Origin of the sequence: Pseudoalteromonas maricaloris (assembly GCF_024746855.1) — a bacterium.
Taxonomy (GTDB): Bacteria; Pseudomonadota; Gammaproteobacteria; order Enterobacterales; family Alteromonadaceae; genus Pseudoalteromonas; species Pseudoalteromonas maricaloris.
Genome location: NZ_CP024625.1, coordinates 1,529,916 through 1,553,032 on the forward strand (window position 1 = coordinate 1,529,916; position 23,117 = coordinate 1,553,032).

The window sequence follows — 23,117 nt, forward strand, 5'->3', positions numbered from 1 at the left end:
ATGAATGTAAAACAAAGTGTTATTGCCATGAGTTGTGCCGTTTTACTGGCTGGTTGCCAAAGTGTGTCGGCCACTGGCACACGCACGCTAGCAACTTTTAGTGTAGATAATACCCAGTGCTACGACCGCAAGGCGCAATCTAGTTATTTTGCCGTTGATTCCCATCACCATTTTCAGCCATTTCGGGGAGATGCGGTCCCGTTTGATAAGCTCGTTACTTGGGCAGAGCGTGTGGGAGTGGTGTTTATCAACGTTTATGGCATTGGTCAAACCTACGAGCGAAAGCCTGATTGCTTTGGTGAGCGTGGGTGCTACAGCCAGTTGATTTCACCCAGCATTCAAAATGACTTTAAAAATGCGAGCAATTATCTTAAATATGGCGCAGATAACGTGCATATTACCTTGTCTATGACCTTTGCTGACTTGCATAAACCAGAGACTATTTTGCCAAAAATGGCACTACTCGAAGACGAGTTTGGTGACTTATTTCGTTGGATGGGAGAAGTGAATTTAGTCAAAGCGGCGCATTTTGGTAATGGTCATCAAGCGGTAGATAAAGAGACTATCGCCAAGTGGCAGCCATTTATGGCTGTGCTAAAAGAAAAGCGTATTCCGCTTGCTCTGCACGCTGACCTAGGCGATAACAACGCGCCACTCAAATACTTACCTTTGCTTGAGGAAGTGTTAAAACGCTATCCTGATAATGATATTATTTGGATGCACATGGGAGTCTCAAAAGAGTTAAGCCAAATTGACCCTGAGCTGCACATAAACACCATGGAGCGGTTATTCTCCCAATATAAAAACTTAAAGGCCGATCTGTCATGGCGGATTTTGTACGACTATTATTTTAGCGACCCGAAAATTCAGGCACAGTATGTTGAATTTATTAATGCCCATGCTGAGCGCTTTTTGCCAGGCAGTGATTTCGTCGCCAGTAAAAGTAAACGCTTTTTCGATTATTTAGAAGAAGTCGATATCAATAGCCGAATTTTCGCCGAACTTGACGACAATGCCTTTCGCCGGATCGCCTTAGGTCAAAACTACTTTTCGCTGTTAGATTTACCTTATCGCGCGCCAGAGATTTGTATTACAGCGTCTCCTTGAGCATGGATAGCACATCGTTTACGTCTAGCTTCATCACTTTATCGGTGTTCGCGAGCAATTGATCCGCGAGGTCTTTTTTATGGTGATGGAGCTCGACAATTTGTTCTTCAATCGTGCCTTTGGCAATTAAGCGATAAATAGTAACGGGGCGTGTTTGTCCCATTCTATGTGCGCGGTCTGACGCTTGCTCTTCAACCGCAGGATTCCACCAAGGATCCATGTGAATAACATAATCTGCAGCGGTAAGGTTCAAACCTGAGCCGCCGGCTTTGAGGCTAATTAAAAATACCTCGCCTTCACCTTTTTGAAAGGCATTCACGGCCTGCTGACGAGCTTTGCTTGGCGTGCTGCCATCTAAATACTGAAACTGGATCCCGCGTTTTTCCAAGCGAGCTTTAATGAGTTGCAAGTGGCCTACAAACTGACTGAATATAAGCGCCTTGTGATTGTTTTCTTGCAGCTCAGTCAGAAGCTCATCCAATGCCGCTAATTTCGAGCTGGTTATCTGACTTTCTGCCATTAACAGTTTTGGATGACAACAGGCTTGGCGCAAGCGGGTTAGTGCTGCCAGCATTTTAAAGCGCTGTTCATTGGCACTGTCTTGCTGTGTTGACTGTGAAATTTCGTCAATGGCATTTTGGCGCAGCGCTTCGTAAAAGGTTTGTTCTTCTTGGCTCAATTGAATTGGTACATTGATCTCAGTGCGTGGTGGCAATTCGGTTAATACCTGATGCTTCATACGGCGCAGAATAAAAGGCTGGATCAGGTGTTTGAGGCCTTTACGGGCACGGTGTGCTGCGAGCTTATCTTCATTGGCGTTTTCAATGGGAGCGGAAAACTTTTCGCTAAAGCGTTTGAGGTTACCGAGCAACCCAGGGTTTACAAAACGAAAGAGTGACCAAAGCTCGGTGAGGTTATTTTCTATTGGGGTCCCAGTGGTGATCAGCTTAAACTTGCCTTTGAGCGCGCACGCGGCTTGAGTACGTTTTGCTAAAGGATTTTTTAGTGCTTGGGCTTCATCGGCGACAATAGTTTCAAAAGCGATAGGTTTTAAGATATCAACTTCGCGCTGTAGTAGACCATAACTTAATATCACACAATCCAGTGGTTGCAAGTTGCTCAGCATCTCAGCTCTGGCATCAGAATGTGGATAGTCAGAAAAGAGTTTCACCGACAAGGTTGGAGCAAACTTTTGGATTTCTTGTTGCCAGTTGAAGCAGACCGACGTTGGCGCGATGACAAGCGTCGGGCCGACATTGGCACGGGCCAATATCATCGCCAGCGCTTGGATGGTTTTACCCAATCCCATATCATCGGCAAGGCACGCACCTGCACCCCAATGGGCCAGTCGCATTGCCCAGTCAAATCCCGCCTGCTGGTAGTCGCGCAGCTCGGCTTGTAATGTTGATGGAAGCGTTGGAGTCAATGCGACGGCTTGCTGCATTTTTTCGTTTTGCTCTTCCCAGGCCGGCAAGGTTTTCATCCGCATTCCTGTGGTGGCTTCAGTAATTAAAGGTGTGGCTAGCGGGTGAAACTTTCCGCCCTCGGTTGCGTTATTGAGCTGGTCAAGTTGCGCTTTTAAGTCACTTGAAAGGGCGAGTACTTGCTCACCGTCCAGCGCAATAAAGCGGCCATTGCTGGTGGCAACCATTTTCAGAAGCTGTTTAAGTTCGATAACTTGGTCATTACTTACTTGTAGCTCGCCGGTCATGTCGAACCATTCATTTTTCTTGCTCATGGCAAGTTGCAAATGTTGGCTTTCGAGCTTGCTACTGAGCTTAACCTTTTTGCCTTTAGGCCATCTGAGTTTTAGCGCCATAGGGCAAGGCTCTTGATTAATCACCAGCTCAAGTTCTTGCAGCACCTCTAGCGCTTCATCCATTTCAGCTAAACTTAAGCGATTATCCGTCATCTCCAAAAATAGCGGGCAGTGCGTATCTAACTCATCTAATCTTTGCTGCTCAAGTAACAAGTTTCGGGTGGTGGATAAGCGCTTACCATCGATTTCGGCGCTGACAGTGGCAATACCGTGTCCTGGATGAAAAATCGGCCCTTTTTCGCCAAAGGGCATGACCACACAGTGAAAATCGAGGCCTTGATGATAAGGTTGAATGTTAATAACAAGCGCCGATTGCGCCTCGATACTATCCAGTCCAGTATCTATATCAGCTAAATCAGACTGTACATTGAGATAAGGTGCGATGGCTTTAATACTCGACAGCACTTTTTGTTTTGCACTGGCAGGCACAGTTAATCCGGATTCACCAATAATCTCAGCGACCTGTATATGTGATTGGTTAAACACAATAAACTCGTAGTGATGCTCAGCTTGCTGAATAAATGAGTAGGTTTGCGGTTGACCAAAATAGCTGGGTAAATTTGGAATAGAGAGTAGCAGATCGTCGCCATGTTGACGGATGTGTAACTCGGGAGATTTCTCGGCAATGGTAATGGCTTGTTTTAAGTCTTCTTCATGGTATAGGTTGGTGGCACCGACTGCGGCTTTTAACGCGGGAATTCCCGCAAGGGCGTAGTCCGCACGACTATTGTAGCCATAACCTGACTGTGGTGCGATGGCATCGATCAGCTTTTTATCAGACTGGCTGATATAACTAAATTGTTCCGGGTGTTGTTTCAGTTGTTTGCAGGAAATCGGCTTACCTTTTCCCCAGCCTGTTTTACCCCGTTTTTGCTCGCGTGCTAAAAACTCAATATCAAAGCGACCTTGCCTAATTTGCCAAATCAGGCGAAATTGTTCGTCAACTTCTTGGCTGGTATTTGCGTTCGGGTTTAGCGCAATAAGCTTGTCCAGTGCCAGATCCCATGCCGTCTTTTTGGCAACGAGATGGCTAACATTAAGCTCGGGATTAAACGCAAGCGGATATTGCTCACCGTGCTGCGCTAGCATCAACTGCTTTGCAAGCCCGGTAAACAGAGGTAAAGAGAGGCACTCAAACGTTGCGATGCAGTCATCAAGACTCGCAAGCGCTTTGGCATCTAAACTTTGATTACACCAGAAGTGTGCAAAGCAGTCGAGTAAGCGACCTAAGTAATAGTCAAAAACATGAGATTTCTTCAGACTTGAATAATTTAAATGGGCGCTGCTGTAGCTGCTGTTTTGCGACAAACTCTCTGCGCAGTATAACAACACGTTATTGGCAAAGAAGTTGTTATAAAGCGCTTTGCTGTCTTGGCTTTCAAACTCAAGCTGTTGAGAGAGTGTGTCAAATAATGCGGCATCATGGCTATTGGCTTGCTGCAATAGCGCCAACTTATGAAACAAACCCAGTGTTCTACCTAGGTACTGTTTTTTACGTTTGGTGATTTTGTCTTTTGCTTTTAGTGCTTGTTCAAAACAAACAATAAGGTTGTCGTGTTGTTGTAAAAAAGCAATGCTTGCCATAATTTGTGCACTATAAGCGGTTTGGATATTGGCTACCAACGCCTGAGCCTTATCCAATTGCAGGGTATAGATTTGATATTCTGCTAATAAACAGGTCAGTAGTGGGCTCTGTGTCTTGGCTTGAATCTGTGTGAGTATTTCAACTGCATAGCTAATGCTGTGACCACTTTGTAGTAAGGTATAGAGCAAAGTTGCAAAAGCTTGATATTGCAAGTCATCAGCAAGCGCCGAAAATCCTTCAACTGAAAAAGGATAAAAATACAGTGGTAATAACACTTGGTTGGTCTTATGACACACCGCCTGTGGGTCTTTCGCCAGTCCTAAATGATTGCGGGCTTTTGGTAGTTGATTGATAAATAAAAAGTCTCGAATGAGTCGCTGTTCATCGGCAAATTGGCGCTCCCATTCATAAGCATTCAGTACAGGGATAAACTCTTCAGCAGCGTTAAGGATTGCTAAAAACTGGCCATCAGCCATGACTCGATGGCTTAAACTGGTCGCGAGCTTTAGGTTTATTTGCACTCCATCTTCGTTAAAAGTCACCAACCCGTCTGAGCGCCATTTCATAATCTGGCTATGACTTACACCTTGTTCAAAGTCATTTTCAGGGATGATCTCTTTTGCCACGAGTGCTTGAACTAGGCGTTTGAGTTTGATTGCTGAAACTGGTTTATAGACTACCGCCAACACACTCAACAGCATTTGCTCGTGCACAGGTAGGTTATGCACTTGATTGATTAGCGCTGTGATTTCTTCGTTAATTGCTGGTGGAAAGTCAAAATTCATCGTTTGGTTGTAGTATTCAATTTAAGACACTGAAAACTACCATAATATAGGTTGAACTGCCATGAAGATAAACAAAGTCAAAGCTCATTTTTTGGTCATGGTGGTTCATTCAATACTCTGAAAACTAGTACTATATTTAGTCTGAACTGCCATGAAGATAAGCAACAAGAAAAAGAGAGGTAAGGGAGGCGATGCCTCCCTTTTGGTTAGCCTAGCATGTTATAGAGTAATGCAGAAACCGCCAGCAAGCCGACTAAAAGTACAAAATAAGTGCCAATGTGGCTTTTGTATTTTTGTAGTGCCGGTACTTTAAACACGGCAATGGTTGGCATGATAAACAAGATCATCGCAATAATCGGGCCTGAGATAGCCCCCATCATGTCCAAAATACTTGGGTTTAATACGGCGCATACCCAAATAGCAACAAACATAAATACCACGCCTAGCTTGTCAGCAAGCTTATAGCTCATGCTTGTTTGCTTGGTTGCAAGGCCGTTAAAGCTTTCACGTGCACCAAGGAAGTGGCCTAGGAAAGACGAAGTAATCGCGATAAATGCCACAAGAGGGCCAAGCATTTCAATAAATGGATTGTTATACACGTTAGCTAAATAGGATAAAACAGACACGTTCGCCGATTTTGCTTCTTCCATTTGCTCTGGTGTTAAAGAGAATACGCAGGAGAATACGAATAGCAAAACAAACACTATCAACATAATAGAAGTCGTACGAAGAATCGCTTCTGATTTTTGAACTGCCTCACTTTTGTAGTGACGACGCTGCACGTTAGCAAAGCTAGAAATGGCGGCTGCATGGCTAAATGAAAATACTACGATAGGAACGGATAGCCAAAGCAATTCGGTTAAGCTCGCAACATCAGGCGTGCTTACCACTGGCATTTGCCAGTTAGGCACTAAATAGAGTGACAAAAACAGTAATACCCCAACCAGCGGGTAAACCAAAATAGCAAAAGCACGCAGTAGCAGCTTTTCGCCGCCTAGCATAATGGCAATCATCCCGGCAACGAGCACGCCAGAGAGTAAAATACGAGACGGTGACTCAAAGCCAAGTTGATTGACGATAAAGCTGTCGACGGTATTGGTTAGGCCAACACCATAAATAAGCAAAATAGGAAAAATAGAGAAAAAGTAAAGTAAGGAAATTAAACGGCCAGCACCTGCGCCGAAGTGCTCTTCTACTACATCCGTAAAATCGGCATCTTTTTGCTTTGATGAAAGGACGAACCGGGCCAATCCTCGGTGTGCTAAAAAGGTCATAGGGAAGGCAAGCACGGTCATGATTAGTAGTGGCCAAAAACCACCAATACCAATGTTAATTGGCAAGAATAAAATACCTGCGCCGACCGCAGTGCCAAATAAACTTAACACCCAATGGGTGTCGTGTTGGGTCCAGCGCCCATCGCTGATGGTATTCATCTCCATCGTCGCTTCAGAGGAATTACTCATATACTTGTTGTCCTGGATTTAGAATTATAATCGGGCGCATCATATAAAAAATGACGAAGTGTTGCATGTATAAACCGTCTACTCCGAGGAGTTATGCGGTGAAATTCGTTTGTTTGGCTAAAACTTGCTCAATGTGTGGTGGGTTCCTAACCAGTTTTTGTAAATCTAAGTCTGCAAATGTTCTTAATTGTTACCACTGGCAATGAATTGCTAGCCGACTTATAAATAAATTTTTATTCTAGTTTGCAAAGAGAATTAAAATAACCAAGTGGAAAAGTATGTTCAAGCTAAACTCTCTATTGCTCGCTTCAACTTTGTTGGGAAGCTTCGCTGCTAATGCAACGATTGTCGAATTTCAAACTTCTCATGGTAGCTTTCAGGTCAATCTATTTGATGAAAGCACGCCTAAAACCGTGGAAAACTTTTTGAAATACGTAGATAACGGGCGTTATTCTGATACGGTTATTCACCGCGTTATTCCAGATTTTGTTGTGCAAGGCGGCGGCTTCAAATATGAAGGAGACGTGCCTCTTGACGCCATCGCTACTTACGATGCTGTAAAAAATGAACCTGAGTGGTCTAACGTAAAAGGCACTATTGCAATGGCAAAGGTAGCAAATAGACCTGACAGTGCGACAAGCCAATGGTTCTTTAATTTGGTAGACAACAGTAAAAATTTGGACGTTGACAATGGTGGCTTCACAGTTTTTGGTCAAGTGACTGGTGATGGCATGGAAATATTAGAAGCGATAGCAAAAATTCCTCGTTGTGGTAATGTGCCATTAGTTAACTTCACTGATGAACAGTGTAAAGATAGCAATAGTGAGCCGGGGGCAGCTAACTTTGTGACCATAAACGCAGTTACTGTGCTGGATGATGACCCCAAATCAGCTCAGGGCTTAAGCCCAAAAGCAAATACCTTGATTGATCAAGTGCCTGATAAGCCTTCAACTGACTCTGATTCATCTGGCGGTTCAATGTTTGCCGGCCTTATGTTGCTGGCTGGTATTTTCGGATTTAGACGTAGATTTCATAGGTAACCAAATCACTTTGGTTGCAGATGCTAACGATAGCATCACAGTCCCTAGTTAACCTGATCTCAGGTTAATAACTTGGAAGCGCACTTCGGTGCGCTTATTTCTTCGTTATTAAGTTATTGTTTTCGTTATTCGTCTTCGCCAAACAGTGCAATCGCTTTTGTCGTTAAACTATACTGATCACGGCCATCCGCTTGGATAAGCCCTTCATTGAGGTGAGTGGTTACAACATCTTCGAGTAGTTGTTGATCCACATGCGGGAGTGAAAAAGTGTGGTGATTGATATCGCACGATTCTGGAAAGCTTGCTTTCAGCTTAGACAGCAACATTATCGAATACATATTCTGTAAACGTTCCATAGCCGACCCTTTTATTATTCCAATTTTTGCGAGAACAATCCTAACAGTAAAATTGCGGGTTTGTCTATTTTTTGTGCTGGTTTATTAGGGGGTAAAGATCCGATGTGCTTGAGAAAATACAAAGGGCCAATTTGGCCCTTTACAGTCTAATCTTATACAGCTTCAGCCGCTTTCTTCGCGAGGTATTCGTCGTACGTACCATGGAAGTCGGTGATCTTACCGTCTTTAATTTCCCAAATGCGCGTTGCAAGTGATGAGACAAACTGGCGGTCGTGCGATACGAAGAATAACGTGCCTTCGTATTGTTCAAGTGCCAAGTTGAGAGACTCGATTGATTCCATATCCATGTGGTTCGTTGGTTCGTCCATTAGTAGGATATTTGGCTTATGCATCATGATTTTACCAAATAGCATACGGCCTTGTTCACCACCTGAGATCACCTTAACTGACTTTTTGATGTCGTTTTGAGAGAACAGCATACGGCCAAGGAAGCCGCGTACGACTTGCTCATCATCGCCTGGCTGTTGCCACTGTTCCATCCATTGGAAAAGATCCAGATCTTTTTCAAATTCGTCAGCATGGTCTTGCGCATAGTAACCAATATTGGCGTTTTCTGACCATTTATACTCACCTGCTTGCGGCGCTTTACGGCCTGCTAAGGTGTTGAGTAGTGTCGTTTTACCAGCACCATTTTCACCGATGATAGCAACTTTCTCGCCAACTTCAACAAGGCCATTTAGGTCAGAGAATAGGGTGTCGTCATAACCTTGTGATAGCGAGATAAGCTCAAGTGCGTTACGGAATAGCGGCTTTTCCTGCTCAAAGCGAATAAATGGATTTTGACGACTTGATGCTTTAACTTCTTCCAGTTGGATCTTGTCAATTTGCTTAGCACGAGATGTCGCTTGCTTCGCTTTTGAGGCGTTTGCAGAGAAGCGCGAAACGAACTGCTGTAGCTCAGCGATTTGCGCCTTTTTCTTAGCATTGTCTGACAACAGGCGCTCGCGAGCTTGCGTCGCAGCAAACATGTATTCATCATAATTACCTGAGTAAATACGCAGATCGCCATAGTCGATATCCGCCATGTGTGTACACACTGAGTTTAAGAAGTGGCGGTCGTGCGAGATGATGATCATAGTACAATCACGCTGATTCAATACGTCTTCCAACCACTTGATAGTATAGATATCCAAGTTGTTGGTTGGTTCGTCTAGGAGCATGATATCTGGCTCTGCAAATAATACCTGTGCAAGTAGTACACGCAATTTCCAGCCCGGAGCAACTTCTGACATCAAGCCATAATGTTGCTCGGTTGGAATACCCACACCGAGGAGTAATTCACCCGCTTTTGCTTCTGCGGAATAACCATCCATTTCAGCAAATTGCGTTTCAAGGTCGGCAACACGCATGCCGTCTTCTTCGCTCATTTCTGGTAATGAGTAAATGCGATCGCGCTCTTGCTTGATTTCCCACAGCTCTTTATGACCCATGATCACTGTGTCTACAACCGTATATTGCTCGTAGGCAAATTGATCCTGATTTAGCTTAGCGATGCGCTCGTTTGGATCGTAGTTTACGTTACCTGCACTTGGTTCTAGCTCTTTGCTTAGGATTTTCATAAAGGTGGATTTACCGCAGCCGTTAGCGCCTATTAGGCCGTAGCGGTTGCCGTCACCAAACTTAACGGAAATATTCTCAAACAGTGGTTTTGCACCAAACTGCATAGTGATGTTGTTACACGAAAGCATAAATTTGACTCATTACTGACAATTGCGGCGATCCTATCATTTATGGGTGACAAATGATGTAAAAAGTTTGGCTAACTCACACATTACTTTTGCGGCTGATATAGCAAAGACCTAGGCGTTGAAAACTTATCGCCATAAGACGTTTTATTTACGATTTTATTAAATTTTATTTACCAATTGAGTGGTTAAATGTTAGCCTGTTTTAATGCGAAAGGATGATATAAAAAACTAACTCTGGTGAACAAGGATGAAAATAGTTGAAGAAAAACATAATTGGTTGATTGACCAACAAATCGATGAGCTGGAAGTCTTACCACCCCATACCACAACCACTCATTTACCGTCAGAAATTAGAACGCAACTAAAGCCTCATGCCAGTGATTGGATAGTATTGCAACAAAGACATAATTGGCGCCATGTTAAGCGTGACGAATTTACTCGTGTTTTTATAAAGACCAAAAAGGGCTTACAAAGTGTAAGGTCTGGCAGTGCTGCCGGTTCTAGAGAGCAGCTAATCATCGTTAAACGCAAGTCTTATTTCAAAGCAGAGATTAGAAACAATGCCTTTACAAGCAGTGGTGGGGTTGATCCTAATCAGCCCATTGGCGCAAGCCAATTAGACCCGTTAACACCGGTTGAACAGGTATTGGCCTCGATTAACGTCGATAAATCACCTGAGGTGGCTGAAAAGCGCATATTGGTGTCGCTGGAAGGGGAGTTGGCGGTGAGTTTTGTGATCCAAGGTGCTAATACTCCCACATTGTCCAGAGCCTCTGAAGGGGCAACACAAACGCCTCTGATATTCGGCAAGTTGAGTGAAGATGGTCGCTATAGTCTAAAAGCAAAAATCTTGGGTGTGCCGGAGCAGGTGCTTTTTAACAATGTGCCCTATGCAGACTTACTTGATATAGAAAAAGTAAAAGCACTTAAGATTGGTGCTGATGGCGGAGTGCAGCTGATTAAACACAGAGTGTCAGGTGAGGGTAATGTACACCTATATTTTATTAGCGAGCCACCGAGTATCGGGATCTTCTTTGATGGTACAGGCAACAACAAGTACAACGATATTTTGGACCCCTTTGATGATAAAGAGCCGACGAATATCGCTAAGCTCCATGAGTTGTATGAAAATGAAGGTAAGTTTACCACTTCTTCATATATTGAAGGAGTTGGCACTTCGGCTGGAAAGAAAGATTCGACCATCGATCTGGCAATTGCATACTCTTTTGACGAAAGGCTAATTGAAGCGGTGTCAGACTTGGATAAGTTCATAAATAACAATGGATTAATTGAGCTTTGTAACACTCTATTGGTTGATTGTTTTGGCTTTAGCCGTGGCGCAGCGGCAGCACGAGCGTTTGTTAATCTGATCAATGAAATGAGAGAAAAGCAAGATACTAAATTAGCGAATAAAGAGGTGGTATTTCGCTTTGTTGGTATTTTCGATACCGTCGCGTCTATTGGAGGGGATGGAGATAATGATCATGGTGAGCTGTATGCCAGAGATGAGTTAGACGATGCAGCTAGACTCGATCTCAATCAGGCCAGCGCAGGGGCTGTATATCACTTAACGGCTTGGGATGAGCGACGTGATAAATTCCCACTAAGCTCATTAAAAAATAAGGATGGCAGCTTGTTTGCTAATCATAAGGAAGTCTACTTACCAGGTGTTCATTCTGATATTGGAGGCGGGTATGCCCCTATCAGTATTGATATTGAGTATCCTTTAAAGCGTATTCGTGGTATTCCCGGAAATCCAGAGCATGAAGCAAAAGTACAACAGGCGAAATTGGCAATTGAACATAAATATCAGTGGCCCGGTATTAACGTGGATATGGTCTACCGCTTTAAAAGGCTAAGATATGGCGCAAGTCGCTCGGGAAGAGATAAGGATTTTTACACCACATACCGGCCTGTTTGGAGACGTAAAATAGATAATACCCTTGCCCATTATGGACTGCACCAAATGTATAACGAGGCGATTCAACATGGCGTTCCGCTAAAAGATATGGCGCGTCTTCAAAGTATCTACCCTTATGAACTTAGCAATGAGGTCGCAACTTTGGTACCTAAAGCTCTTAAAGCTGGGCCAGCAAGCCAAGCTTGGCAGAAGTTATACGAGCATTATATTCATATTAGTTCTCGGTTTACGGGAGCTGTGGATAAAATGGCTCATGGAGCTGAAAGAAAGGCAAAATACGCCACTGAAAATGGACAAAGGGAAATGTTTTACAATAATGCAAAAGCGCTACCGCAGGTACAAATTTGGAAAGCGTATAAAAATGGAAATAAATCAATTTGGAGGAAAGGATGAACAATAAGCTCTATACCGTTTTACTGGCAGTAATACTGCTTTGCAGTTGCTCTTCACATTCCGAGCTCGAAAAATTACATATAGGCATTTCCGCTTATGAAAAAAGTGACCTGATGGTAAAGCTGATATTTGACGATAGATTTTCCCCTCCCGCTGGTGCTATAGGCTGTTGCTGGGGGAACGCTCAAAAGAAAGGTGTGTTTTGGGGAGCTGAGATCCCACATAAAGTTCAAGCAGAATGGTGGGATTATAAGCAAGGCAGGCATTATCGTGCTGTGTTTATGGTACAGCGAGATAAGGCGTACAAAATCGCGGGTAATTTACCGAGCGTGACTTATTACACAGGCAAAACGGAGACCGATGTTGATCCTTATATCATCTTTGGGTTTGGTGAAAAGGGAGAAGTAAAAATGTGGATTTCTAATTCTCAGTTTGCTAGTGGAGTTAAAGGACGCATTTTAGAAGAAATTGGTTCAGCACAGGCGACTTGGGAGCCCTTTGAATTAACCGATGAGATGTTTAATTAGATAAGCGCCCACAATCCAAAGTTAATATAAAAAACAAATGAGACTAGGGATGTTCGACATGGAGAAAAGGATGTTCAATAAGCTCTCTACCGTTTTACTGGCATTAATACTGCTTTGCAGTTGCTCTTCACATACCGAGCTAGCACAGTTGGATATAGGTATTTCAGCTTATGAAAATAGTGACTTGATGGTCAAAATAGTGTTTGATGATAAATTTTCTCCACCTGCAGGAGCGATAGGCGGTGGTTGGGGAAATGCCGTAGGAAGTGGGACATTTTGGGGAGCCGAAATCCCATATAAAGTAAAAGCGCAGTGGTGGGATTATAAGCAGGGAAAACACTATTGTGCAGCGTTAACTGTACAGCGTGACAAGGCGTACAAAATCGCGGGTAATTTACCTAGCATTACCCATTACACAGGCGAAACAGAAACCGATGTTGAGCCCTATATTATCTTCGGTTTTGGTGAAAAGGGTGAAGTAAAAATGTGGATTTCTAATGCACCGTTTGATGGCGTGGAAGGACGCATTTTAGAAGAAATTGGTTCAGCGCAAGCGACTTGGGAACCCTTTGAATTAACGGATGAGATGTTTAATTAGCTGAAGCAAATTCCCGCTGTTTAAGCATATGATAGTAAGGTAGGAGATCACGGTAACGAACCGTTTTTTGGGCGTTTCGCTTGTGAGAGGGAAGTTTATCACTCTTCGTCCGCCCGGTATGTTAAGCAAAGTGGTCGCATCAAGTTAAATTGTCGTTCTATTTCCTGTACTAGTTTGCTTGCGTGGCTTGTGCAGGAAAGCGGTTCGCCGACGATGACATCGCAATTAAATGGTACAAATAGGGCTTCTCCTTTGGGTAAGGAGCGGCCAAGTCCATGCATCATAACGGGGTAAACGAGCACCGGCTTATAATCACGAATGAGATGAAAAATACCTTTCTTTAACTGCGCCATTTTTTCAGGTTCGCCACGAGAACCTTCAGGAAAAAAAATTAAGATTTCATTCTTTTTTAACGCTTCATGACATTGCTCAAATAGCTGTGCTTTGCGTGTCACTTGTTTTCGATTTAAGGGAATGATACCAATGACATGGAGTGCAAACCAAGCGATAATTCTATTGGCGAGAAAATAGTCGGCAGCGGCTACGGGTCGAACTTTATGTATCATCCTTAACGGAAACAAACTCATTAACACCATGGTATCCAAATGGCTGTTGTGGTTTGGCGCGAGGATCGCAGGCCCATGCGTTGGTAACTTATTGCGATTAACAACGTTGAGCCCAAGCGCGATTAACACGACCGGTTTTATTATCAATCCAAAGAAAAGTATTTTTACAATACGTGCAAACATAGTCTAATAATGCAAATAGTATAGGTAATGGAAGAATAGTGGTGAAGTGTAAAGTAGGCTGTCCATCCTATCTAAAATACCACCATGACCGGGGATCATGACCCCTGTATCTTTAATTTGTAAATCGCGCTTCACACTTGAAATAACTAAATCACCAAAAAAGCCAGTAACGGCTATGAGGATCCCAGCGCCTGCGCCTTGCAAAGTCGATAGTGGGGTAAGTGCTGGTGCTACAAAACAAGATAATGTGGCAGTAGTAAATACGCCACCAATAAAACCTTGCCATGTTTTGTTGGGGCTCACTTTTGGGATGATTTTATGTTTGCCGAGTAGCTTTCCCCAAACATATTGGCAAACGTCGTTAAATTGAGTCGTAAACAGTAAATACAATACCAGACCAATGGCACCCGCCTCACTGTTTTTGACCGGCAAAACTAACAAGTAGCCAAGATGACTAATAGAGAAAACACACAACATGACGGCCCAGTTAAGGATCCCAGCTGACTTTATGAATCCTTTTGTATCACCGATGAGCACCATTCTAATAGGGATAAATAGAAAGATATAAACAGGAATAAAGATAATAAACATGCCATACCACTGAGTTGCAACCCAATAGTATTGCAGTGGGATACTCAAATATAGCCAAAAAATAGCGCGCCTATCGGTTTGCCGTCCCGGCACTATGGACAAAAACTCTTTTAATGCGAGAAAACTTAAAAAGCCAATAAAAGCAAGTGCGAAATGTGTGTTGGAGGCTAGTACGACAAAAAAAGCGCCAATTATCCACCACCAAGATTGGATCCTGAGTTTTAATTCTTGATGATCCGTATCTCGTTGTATTCGGCTAATAACTATATAGGCAAGCGTTGCGGTGATTAAAATGAGTCCCACCAACGCCATGGCATACAAAGAATGATCAGGGACATTAAACATCGTGTTTGTCCTCAAGATATTGGTAGGCAAGGATAGCTCGCTTACATACCGTGATGAATGAACCGACGCTAATGATAAGTAGTGACGTGTATAACACAGCCCCTTGTTGCCAGAATAGAGGCTCTATCGCTGTAAAAATACATGCAAATGTAAGTAAAGCCATCCGATGTTGTTTTGCCATAGGTCCACAAAAATTGGCAGGTGCTCCTGTACTCGTTGCCAAGGTTCTGACGTAAGCGGTCATAATCGCAAGTATTGCAGCACACCAAGCAATATCGACTGCGTAACTAAACTGGGGGAGTCCATAGCCCACAGCAACAATGACAAAAGCATCGGCAAACCTGTCTGGCATATCGTTAAAAAGTTCACCAGATGCGGTACTTTTCCCACCTTCCATAGCGACCATGCCATCGAACAAATTACACAATAAGCGAAATTGAATACATGTGGCAGCAAGCAGAGGCAAAAGCCAAATGAGTGGTCCAGAAGACAGTGGTAACAACACAAGACAGATTGCTGAGCAGGCTGCAAATAGCACGCTGAGTAATGAAATAGTGTTAGGAGTGATATTTTTATTGCTAAGCCATTTGGCAACGCGCTGAGCATATGTGCTTGAGCGTACCTTGAGTGGACGCCGACTTGATTTGTCTTCCATGATTTCCTTTTCCTTAGAATACGTATTCTTCAACTCTTTTGAAGAATGGATGATCTTTGCCTTTGTTTCGAGCCAGTATAAATGATCTATGGCAGGCCAACAAGATACCCTGAGAGGGGGTTACCTTTAGCACTTGAGACGATGTAAAGTGGAGAGTCTGAGGAAGAGTATTTACATTGGTTTATTAAATTCCACCGAAATAAATTGCTATTTGGCGCTATCTTGGGTCACATTACTGACCGCAATTAAAATAATATAACATTTAGGATTGGAATATGCGTATTAAAGCTATCTCCGCGGCCATGGTGTTGGCCTTTTCTCAGTACGTTGCTGCCGATGAAGGTATGTGGCAACCACATCAGCTACCTGAACTTGAATCTATTTTAAAGTCTAAAGGGCTAGAGATAGATGCTAAGTCAATTTCAAAACTCACTGAGTTCCCGATGAATGCGGTGATTAGCCTAGGTGGTTGTACGGCGTCATTTGTCTCTCCTAAAGGTCTGGTGGTGACAAACCATCACTGTGCATACGGCTCTATTCAATACAATTCAACAACAGATAACAATATTCTTGAGAATGGCTTTTTAGCAAAACAGCCAAGTGAAGACTTGCCGGCGGCACCGGGCTCACGCGTTTATGTGACTAAAGAAGTGTCGAACGTAACGGATAAAGTTAATGCTGGGACGGACTCACTGACCGGTAAAGCACGTTTTGATGCCATTGACAGTAAGCGCAAGCAACTTGTTGCCGAGTGCGAGCAAGATGAAAGCTATCGCTGTAATGTATACACCTTTCATGGTGGATTGGAATATTACCTCATTAAATCGCTAGAGATAAAAGACGTCCGTTTGGCATATACACCAGCGATGGGCGTGGGCAAATATGGTGGCGATATAGATAACTGGATGTGGCCTCGTCACACTGGCGATTTTGCTTTTTACCGTGCATATGTGGGTAAAGATGGTAAACCCGCTGAGTTTTCTAAAGATAACGTACCTTATAACCCTGAGTCATTTTTGAGTGTGAGTGCAAAAGGCGTGCAAGAGGGCGACTTTGTAATGGTGACGGGTTATCCGGGTCGTACCAACCGTTATCGTATTGCTTCTGAAGTAGATTATGTGTTTAACACGGTTTACCCCATGGTACGTAAACATAACTCTAAGTATGTGGCACTGATTGAAGAAAATGCACCAGAAGGTTCTCAAGCTCGTATCGCCTATGAAAGCACCATCGCAGGTTACAACAACTACATCAAAAACTTTGGCTCTATGATTGAGAGCTTCAAAAAAGGCAGTATGTACAGCCGTAAGCAGCAATTTGAGCGCGATCTGAGCACTTGGATCAATGCCGATGCAGACCGTAAAGCAAAGTATGGCGCTGTGCTAAATGAATTGAGCGAGTTGGTTGCTCAATCCCAAGCCCATTATGAGCGTGATATGATGGTTGGCTATATCCACCGTTCGCAAATGATGTCTGTAGCGCGTCAACTTTACCGCTTGGCGGTTGAAAAACAAAAGCCTGATGCTGAGCGTGAGAGTGGTTATCAAGAACGTGATATGCCAAAAATCAAAGCGGGGCTTCAGCGTATGACGCGCCGCTATGATGAAACAGTTGATAAAGCGATTATGCTTTACTTCATGGAGCTTTATGCAGCCTTGCCAAAAGAAGCGCGTTTAGCTGAAATCGATAAGCAGCTTCAACTTGAAAACGGCTTCAATAAAGCAAAGCACCAAGCGCTGCTAGATGAGATGTATGCCAACTCTAAGCTTGCTGATGAAAAAGCCCGTCTTTGGATGTTAGATTTAGAACTTGAACAGTTAAATCAAAGCTCTGATCCATTCATTCAATATGCAAAAGCGATTTTTGCAGTGATGAAGCAAATCGAAGATGAAGAAAAAGAACTGGCTGGTAAGCAGCAATCTGCTCGTCCTGCTTTGATGGAAGCCATTATTGCTTACAACAAGTCGCAAAATAAGCCAGTTTACGCAGATGCTAACAGCACACTCCGTGTCACTTACGGTACGGTAGGTGGCTATTCACCGCAAGATGGCTTGGTGGCAACGCCATTTACCTCGCTTGAAGGGTTACTGGCTAAAAATACCGATGTAGAACCATTTAACGCGCCGAAAAAGCAACAGCAGTTGATCCGCGAAAAAGTATATGGTCAATATACAGGGGGCATGAATACCGTACCGGTGAATTTCCTTTCTAACGTGGATACCACAGGTGGTAACTCGGGCTCGCCAACCTTAAATGGGAAAGCGGAGTTAGTGGGTTTACTCTTTGATGGTGTATATGAAAGCATTATTGGTGACTGGGATTACGATAAAAACCTAAACCGCTCAATCCATGTTGATTCGCGTTACATGTTATGGGTAATGGATAAGGTTGATAATGCGCAAAACCTGTTAGATGAAATGAAGATAGTAAAGTAGGTCGACCTTTAGGTCGACAATCCCCCAACGTTTAAAGGGTAGACTTTGGGTTTAAACGTTAGTCGGCCTAAAGGCCGACCTACGGGAGATATCAATTTTTCGAAAAACAATGCCGGCCATAAAGCTGGCATTATTGTGTTACTTCGTCATTAACTGGCGGATATATTTCACCGGAGCACTACCAAAGCTTAAGAATTCTTCATGGAATGCTTTTAAATCAAATTCCTTTCCAAGCTTTTGCTTTTGTGTTTCACGGAAGTCGTAAATTTCGCGATAACCAGAGTAATAGCTGGTTAATTGTACTTGGCTCAAGGTTGCACGGCGCCATTTACCTTCGGCTTCTGCACGCTCTTGGAAAGCCCCATTCATCAACAGATCTAAGCCTTCTTCTTTGCTTATTCCTTTTACTTGGATACCGTAATCTAGGATAGTGTTACAGATCACACGTAGATTCCACTTGTAGTACATTAACCACATTTCAGGCTCAAAGTTACCATAGCCTTCTTCTAGCATCATGCGCTCAGTGTATACTGCCCATCCTTCAATCATCGCGCCATTGCTTAAGATACTCTTCACCAAAGACGGAGATTCGTTAGAGTAAACCAACTGAGTGTAATGGCCTGGCACGGCTTCATGAATATTTAGGATCTGCAGGATCCAATGGTTGTATTCACGTAGATACGATTCAGCTTGCTCGTCGCTCATTGAGTCCAGCGGAGACACGTTATAATAGGTGTTCTCCTTTTTGTCGTATGGGCCCGGAGCACTGATTGAAGCGCCAGCAAAGCCGCGCATATATTCAGGCGTTTCGCGAACAACTAGCGGCTTTTCAGGGTCTAGCGTGATGAGATCCTTTTCCATCACAAACTTTTCAAGCTCTGGAATTTGCGCCTTGATTTCGCTCACAAAGTTTTCACGCTTTACGTGTTTGACCGAAAGGTGCTTGATAAGCGTGGCAATCGCATCAATGTCAGATTTTGGGCGTGGCTTGTCAGCAAAATACTTTGGCCAGAGTTGATCAACAATCTTAACCATTTCATTAGTAACACGGGCTTTGTCAGCCATTGCCTTTTCATACATTTGCTTGGCGGTGTAGCCAGACTGAATATCAAAGGCAAATTTTTCTTCGTACAGCTTCTCACCAATTCTAAATGAGCGCGCATTACCGTTTTCGCTTAACTCTTTTTCAAGGTTGCTAAGGTAAGATACATATCCATTGATGGCAGATTTCGCGGCAGCGAAGCGCTGCTTGAATAGGGCTTTTTCCTCGGCTGTTAATAATGAAGTCGCGAGTTTATCAAGCAACTCGTCGTTTAATACACTAAATGCGCCTTGGTTTTGTGCAATCGCAAGCTGAGTATATTCAAGCGTTGGATTGTTAATATTGTTTTGTGCTGCTTCATAATACGCTGGCACATATTGAAGACGTGCTAAAACGAGCTTGAGCTTTTCGTCACCCGTTTTAAAGCGGCTGTTGAGTATCGTCGCAAAGCCATAAGAAACATTGTAGTTTGACGGATTCCACTGCCAGCTTTTGAAGGTTTCAATATGCCAGATATCGCGTTTTAAGCGATTTTCAATTAAGTGATAATCGATTTTTTGACTATTGCTTAAGTTAGCAAGGTCGAACTGTTGTAACTTAGCCAGTTGCGCCTGAGAGAAGGCAACACTTGCATCACGAGTCGCTTGGGTTGGTACCGTGATAATATCGTCGTACTTGCCAAAGCCTGCCCAGAGCGACGCTTCTGGGTACTGTTTCCATAAGTCATTGATAAATTGCTGAGAAAAGTCAGCGAATTGTGCATTTGTTGCTACTGTTTGCTGTGAAGCTGAAGGCGTCGTCTCGACAGACGAAGGAGAAAGTGAGCAGCCAGTCAGGCCCATTGCCATGGCTAGCGCCATGCACAAGGCAGTCTTTTTCATTATTGTGTCCTATTTAATGGTTTTCGCTATCATAACAAGATTTTGCTTTATTTGCTTTGTCTGGCTCATCCAACCACACTGCACCGTTAGCCTCTTTGGCAACGATGTCATCGGGGTTGTAGATAGGGCATGATTTCATCGACAAACAGCCACAGCCAATGCAACCATCGACATAGTCTCTTAAGCGCTGCATGTAAGCGATTTTTTCGTCCAGCTTTGCTTGCCAGGCTGTAGAAAGTTTGGCCCAGTCCGCTTTGGTTGGTGTTCTTGAATCGGGTAGGGTATCAAGGGTTTCTTTTATCTCCCCTAGGGTTATCCCCATTTTTTGGCCAGCTTTAATAATGGCAATTCGACGCAACACATCCTTTTTATAACGGCGTTGATTACCGTTATTACGCCAACTGCGAATAAGCCCTTTGTTCTCATAGAAATGCAGTGCAGACACCGCTACGTCAGCTCTTTGGGCAACCTTACCGACGCTGAGGTTCGGCTCGTCTCTTAATAATTTTTCAGTTTCCATAAATTAGTACTTTACCTTAACTTAAGGTGAGGTTTTAAGGTAGCACCCAATTTATTATTAGTGCAACTGGAATTGAAGATTATGAAAACAGTCGTTATTTACTCAAGCTCAAACCCCAATGGAAATACCTACCAATCTGCAAAGGCACTAGCAGCAGAAAAAAGAGCTGAGCTCATCTATTTAGACCGTTATAAAATTGGTGAGTATTGCTACAAACACTCTCACAGTGATGATGACTTTGTTAACCTTTTTAGATGGGTACTTGGTTTTGAGCACATCATTTTTGCATCCCCCGTTTATTGGTATGCAGTGACACCAAGAATGAAGGCATTTATCGACAGAATAACCGACTTTATGGACATAGAAGCGTTAAAGCCTGAGCTTAGAACGCTACGTGAAAAGCAGTTTTCTATCTTGTCGACCTCATGCCAAGAAAAAGCACCGGCACCATTTACTGAGATGCTGGTGGGGACCTTTGAATATTTGGGTATGAAATTACAAGAGCAGCGTCACGTCCATTATCCTTATGCTGATTAATCGCTGTGGATTTTGTTGGGTGGGGTTGTGTGACGATGGCTTTTAAAGATCGCTGCGTAAAGCAGCTCCTACTCTGGAGTAAAACCAGTCTGATATAACGTGGTTTACCCGCCGAGCAGTTTGTGACTGGTGTTTATTTAGAGGAGGGGGAGGGTTTTTACAGATCGCTGCATGAAGCAGCTCCTTTTCTGGAGTAAAACCAGTCTGATATAACGGTGGTTTACCCGCCGAGCACTTTGTGACTGGCGCGCTAAAACCCCTTGCTACCCAACATTTCTCAGCGGAAGTACGCACTTCCGCGTCTGCAAACAGGTGCAAGGTCACACCTTAAATTCATTTACCATTTGTGAGAGTCGTTGTGACATTTCGCTTAATTGCTGGCTCGACGCTTTGGTGTGTTCAGCGCCAAGGGCGGTTTGGTTTGCCACTGTTGCGATACCACTGATGTTGTCAGTCATGTCAATAAGATCTTCGGATTGCTTTTCACTCCAGGTGGCGATATTAACGTTAATATCATGCACGGTTGCGATGGAGAGGTTGATTTGCTCTAGTGCGTGCTTACATTCTTGGCTCACTTTGAGGCTTTGCTCGGATGCTGCACGGCAGCTCTCCATTTCTTCAACGGTTGTGGCGACGCCATTGTGCAGTTTATCAATGATCGCTTGAATATCATCGGTAGATTGTTGCGTACGCTGAGCTAGTGTTCTTACCTCATCGGCCACCACGGCAAAACCGCGACCTTGTTCTCCTGCTCTCGCAGCTTCGATGGCCGCATTCAATGCTAATAAATTAGTTTGATCTGCCACTTTTTTAATGACATCAAGTACTGCACCAATCTCGGTTGATGAGCGTTGTAGTTCGAGCACAGCTTGTTGCGCTGAGTCGACGCTACGAGAGGCATGCGCTATGACTGCCACATTTTCGTCTACATGCGTCAGCCCTTGGGTCGTCAGTGTGGTTGTCTCTGTCACTTTATCAAGCGCACGCTTTGACTCATTATTGACAGCTTGTGCCACTTGATTAAGCGATTGCATGCGGTTTTGCACTGATTCTGTTTCACTATTTTGTTGTCCAATACCAGCTTGGATCTGCTCGGTAATACAGGATAACTCCTCTGCTTGGGAAGCCAAAGAATGGGTGTTTTCGTTGATATCATGCAGTACATCACGAAAATGCGAGTTCATTTTATTAAATGCGATAGCCATTTGGGCAAGCTCGTCTTTACCGTGGCTTTTCAGTGCAATGGTGAGGTCTTTTTGCGCTGAAATGAGTCCCATAGTGCGGGTGAGCTTATCCAGTGGCTTGGTAATATTTTTGCTGATCAAGCTCGAGAGGAAAATAAGTAATATCGCATAGCCGAGCGTTTCAGCAGTCATCAACATGAGTCGGTCATAAAACTGTTCTTCAACGTCTTGAAGGTAAATACCTGTCCCAATTGCCCAGTTATAGTGCCCTAAGTTAACAATATAAGAAAGCTTGCCCTCAAGCTCCTTTGTCCCCGGTTTTGGCCATTCATATCGGGCAAAGCCTTGTTGATTTTGATTAGCAATGACGACGAACTGGCTGAATGCCTCGCGAATAAAGCGTTCATGATGGTGAGTCATTGAGGTGCCATTGAGTAGTGGCTTAATGGGATGCGTTACCATATTTCCGTGTAAGTCAAATAAGAAGAAGTAGCCAGCATCACCATAGCGTGCGGCATCAATGAGTTTTTTTATTTTTTCTTGTCTTTGTTGTGGGGAGAGTGAGGTCTCGGTGGCAACCATATTAAGTTGTGCAACTGTGGTTTTCATTAGGTTTTTTGCATTAATACGTCTTTCTTGCGTTAAGCTGTCTCGTAAAACGAGTGCTGATGAGAGTTGCACAAGGGCAATGATCACGACAGACAAAAGCAGACTGAGTCTGAGTTTATTGGGCACTTTCATCAAACCTAGGAGTTTATTCAGCTGCTTCATGAGTTCCTCTAGTAACAAAGAATTAGTTAAAATGACAGCGATGTTAGTTGGCGTGGATCATACTT

At 43.6% G+C, this 23,117-nt stretch carries 17 protein-coding genes; 7 read left to right on the plus strand and 10 right to left on the minus strand.

Features of this window, described 5'->3' with window-relative positions; genetic code table 11:
• On the plus strand, positions 1-1,107 hold the full coding sequence (locus tag CTT31_RS06525; RefSeq protein ID WP_260492217.1) for an amidohydrolase: 1,107 nt from the start codon (positions 1-3) through the stop codon (positions 1,105-1,107).
• Here CTT31_RS06525 and CTT31_RS06530 read toward each other — a convergent pair.
• A complete protein-coding gene (locus tag CTT31_RS06530) occupies positions 1,091-5,296 on the minus strand; it encodes a DEAD/DEAH box helicase (RefSeq protein ID WP_260492218.1) in 4,206 nt (1,401 codons plus the stop codon). The two genes, CTT31_RS06525 and CTT31_RS06530, sit on opposite strands and share 17 nt — an antisense overlap.
• 206 nt (positions 5,297-5,502) lie before the next feature.
• The gene (locus CTT31_RS06535) at positions 5,503-6,759 is read right to left on the minus strand and encodes an aromatic amino acid transport family protein (RefSeq protein ID WP_069019808.1); all 1,257 of its coding nucleotides are present in this window, start codon (positions 6,757-6,759) and stop codon (positions 5,503-5,505) included.
• 278 nt (positions 6,760-7,037) lie between these two features.
• On the opposite strand from CTT31_RS06535, the gene CTT31_RS06540 reads away from it, so the two are divergent.
• Positions 7,038-7,799, plus strand: coding sequence for a peptidylprolyl isomerase (locus CTT31_RS06540; RefSeq protein ID WP_039492377.1), 762 nt, complete (start codon positions 7,038-7,040; stop codon positions 7,797-7,799).
• Positions 7,800-7,924: 125 nt separating this feature from the next.
• On the opposite strand, the gene CTT31_RS06545 is transcribed toward CTT31_RS06540, so the two are convergent.
• Positions 7,925-8,155: a hypothetical protein gene (locus CTT31_RS06545; RefSeq protein WP_039492375.1), complete on the minus strand. Its 231-nt coding sequence runs from the start codon at positions 8,153-8,155 to the stop codon at positions 7,925-7,927.
• Positions 8,156-8,307: 152 nt separating this feature from the next.
• The gene (locus tag CTT31_RS06550) at positions 8,308-9,903 is read right to left on the minus strand and encodes an ABC-F family ATPase (protein WP_010375453.1); all 1,596 of its coding nucleotides are present in this window, start codon (positions 9,901-9,903) and stop codon (positions 8,308-8,310) included.
• A gap of 247 nt (positions 9,904-10,150) precedes the next feature.
• Here CTT31_RS06550 and CTT31_RS06555 point away from each other — a divergent pair, with 247 nt between their 5' ends.
• From CTT31_RS06555 to CTT31_RS06565, 3 genes are all read left to right on the plus strand, one after another.
• Positions 10,151-12,217 carry a T6SS phospholipase effector Tle1-like catalytic domain-containing protein gene (locus tag CTT31_RS06555; protein ID WP_260492219.1) on the plus strand — a complete coding sequence of 689 codons (2,067 nt, stop codon included), beginning with the start codon at positions 10,151-10,153 and terminating at the stop codon, positions 12,215-12,217.
• Positions 12,214-12,744 (plus strand): hypothetical protein, encoded by a 531-nt coding sequence (locus tag CTT31_RS06560; RefSeq protein WP_211859601.1) that lies wholly within the window; start codon positions 12,214-12,216, stop codon positions 12,742-12,744. Before CTT31_RS06555 ends, CTT31_RS06560 begins: the two co-directional genes overlap by 4 nt.
• A 70-nt stretch (positions 12,745-12,814) precedes the next feature.
• Positions 12,815-13,342, plus strand: a complete 528-nt coding sequence (locus CTT31_RS06565; RefSeq protein ID WP_260492220.1) for a hypothetical protein — start codon at positions 12,815-12,817, stop codon at positions 13,340-13,342.
• A 98-nt stretch (positions 13,343-13,440) separates the two neighbouring features.
• On the opposite strand, the gene CTT31_RS06570 is transcribed toward CTT31_RS06565, so the two are convergent.
• Genes CTT31_RS06570 through CTT31_RS06580 form a run of 3 tightly spaced genes read right to left on the minus strand, consistent with a single transcriptional unit; the run spans position 13,441 to position 15,682 of the window.
• Positions 13,441-14,091 (minus strand): lysophospholipid acyltransferase family protein, encoded by a 651-nt coding sequence (locus tag CTT31_RS06570; protein ID WP_260492221.1) that lies wholly within the window; start codon positions 14,089-14,091, stop codon positions 13,441-13,443.
• 3 nt (positions 14,092-14,094) lie between these two features.
• Positions 14,095-15,027: a phosphatidate cytidylyltransferase gene (locus tag CTT31_RS06575; RefSeq protein WP_099031333.1), complete on the minus strand. Its 933-nt coding sequence runs from the start codon at positions 15,025-15,027 to the stop codon at positions 14,095-14,097.
• Positions 15,020-15,682, minus strand: a complete 663-nt coding sequence (locus CTT31_RS06580) for a CDP-alcohol phosphatidyltransferase family protein (protein ID WP_239358437.1) — start codon at positions 15,680-15,682, stop codon at positions 15,020-15,022. The genes CTT31_RS06575 and CTT31_RS06580 overlap by 8 nt, the downstream gene beginning before the upstream one ends.
• Before the next feature lie 275 nt (positions 15,683-15,957).
• Here CTT31_RS06580 and CTT31_RS06585 point away from each other — a divergent pair, with 275 nt between their 5' ends.
• Positions 15,958-18,117 (plus strand): S46 family peptidase, encoded by a 2,160-nt coding sequence (locus tag CTT31_RS06585; RefSeq protein WP_211859603.1) that lies wholly within the window; start codon positions 15,958-15,960, stop codon positions 18,115-18,117.
• Between the two features lie 138 nt (positions 18,118-18,255).
• Here the strand turns inward: CTT31_RS06585 and CTT31_RS06590 are convergent, their stop codons facing one another.
• Positions 18,256-20,040, minus strand: a complete 1,785-nt coding sequence (locus tag CTT31_RS06590) for a DUF885 domain-containing protein (protein ID WP_260492222.1) — start codon at positions 20,038-20,040, stop codon at positions 18,256-18,258.
• 13 nt (positions 20,041-20,053) lie between these two features.
• A complete protein-coding gene (gene soxR / locus CTT31_RS06595; protein WP_260492223.1) occupies positions 20,054-20,560 on the minus strand; it encodes a redox-sensitive transcriptional activator SoxR in 507 nt (168 codons plus the stop codon).
• An 81-nt stretch (positions 20,561-20,641) separates the two neighbouring features.
• Between soxR and CTT31_RS06600 the strand changes: the two genes are divergently transcribed.
• Positions 20,642-21,097, plus strand: coding sequence for a flavodoxin family protein (locus CTT31_RS06600; protein ID WP_138583305.1), 456 nt, complete (start codon positions 20,642-20,644; stop codon positions 21,095-21,097).
• Positions 21,098-21,417: 320 nt separating this feature from the next.
• On the opposite strand, the gene CTT31_RS06605 is transcribed toward CTT31_RS06600, so the two are convergent.
• Positions 21,418-23,052 carry a methyl-accepting chemotaxis protein gene (locus CTT31_RS06605; protein WP_260492224.1) on the minus strand — a complete coding sequence of 545 codons (1,635 nt, stop codon included), beginning with the start codon at positions 23,050-23,052 and terminating at the stop codon, positions 21,418-21,420.
• Positions 23,053-23,117 lie beyond the last annotated feature (65 nt).

Coding starts and splice junctions, on each gene's coding strand:
- CTT31_RS06540 (WP_039492377.1), top strand. CDS start 7,038: ATGTTCAAGCTAAACTCTCTATTGCTCGCTTCAACTTTGTTGGGAAGC.
- CTT31_RS06545 (WP_039492375.1), bottom strand. CDS start 8,155: ATGGAACGTTTACAGAATATGTATTCGATAATGTTGCTGTCTAAGCTG.
- CTT31_RS06605 (WP_260492224.1), bottom strand. CDS start 23,052: ATGAAGCAGCTGAATAAACTCCTAGGTTTGATGAAAGTGCCCAATAAA.
- CTT31_RS06525 (WP_260492217.1), top strand. CDS start 1: ATGAATGTAAAACAAAGTGTTATTGCCATGAGTTGTGCCGTTTTACTG.
- CTT31_RS06560 (WP_211859601.1), top strand. CDS start 12,214: ATGAACAATAAGCTCTATACCGTTTTACTGGCAGTAATACTGCTTTGC.
- CTT31_RS06575 (WP_099031333.1), bottom strand. CDS start 15,027: ATGTTTAATGTCCCTGATCATTCTTTGTATGCCATGGCGTTGGTGGGA.
- CTT31_RS06530 (WP_260492218.1), bottom strand. CDS start 5,296: ATGAATTTTGACTTTCCACCAGCAATTAACGAAGAAATCACAGCGCTA.
- CTT31_RS06535 (WP_069019808.1), bottom strand. CDS start 6,759: ATGAGTAATTCCTCTGAAGCGACGATGGAGATGAATACCATCAGCGAT.
- CTT31_RS06550 (WP_010375453.1), bottom strand. CDS start 9,903: ATGCTTTCGTGTAACAACATCACTATGCAGTTTGGTGCAAAACCACTG.
- CTT31_RS06585 (WP_211859603.1), top strand. CDS start 15,958: ATGCGTATTAAAGCTATCTCCGCGGCCATGGTGTTGGCCTTTTCTCAG.
- CTT31_RS06565 (WP_260492220.1), top strand. CDS start 12,815: ATGTTCAATAAGCTCTCTACCGTTTTACTGGCATTAATACTGCTTTGC.
- CTT31_RS06555 (WP_260492219.1), top strand. CDS start 10,151: ATGAAAATAGTTGAAGAAAAACATAATTGGTTGATTGACCAACAAATC.
- CTT31_RS06590 (WP_260492222.1), bottom strand. CDS start 20,040: ATGAAAAAGACTGCCTTGTGCATGGCGCTAGCCATGGCAATGGGCCTG.
- CTT31_RS06570 (WP_260492221.1), bottom strand. CDS start 14,091: ATGTTTGCACGTATTGTAAAAATACTTTTCTTTGGATTGATAATAAAA.
- CTT31_RS06580 (WP_239358437.1), bottom strand. CDS start 15,682: ATGGAAGACAAATCAAGTCGGCGTCCACTCAAGGTACGCTCAAGCACA.
- CTT31_RS06600 (WP_138583305.1), top strand. CDS start 20,642: ATGAAAACAGTCGTTATTTACTCAAGCTCAAACCCCAATGGAAATACC.
- soxR (WP_260492223.1), bottom strand. CDS start 20,560: ATGGAAACTGAAAAATTATTAAGAGACGAGCCGAACCTCAGCGTCGGT.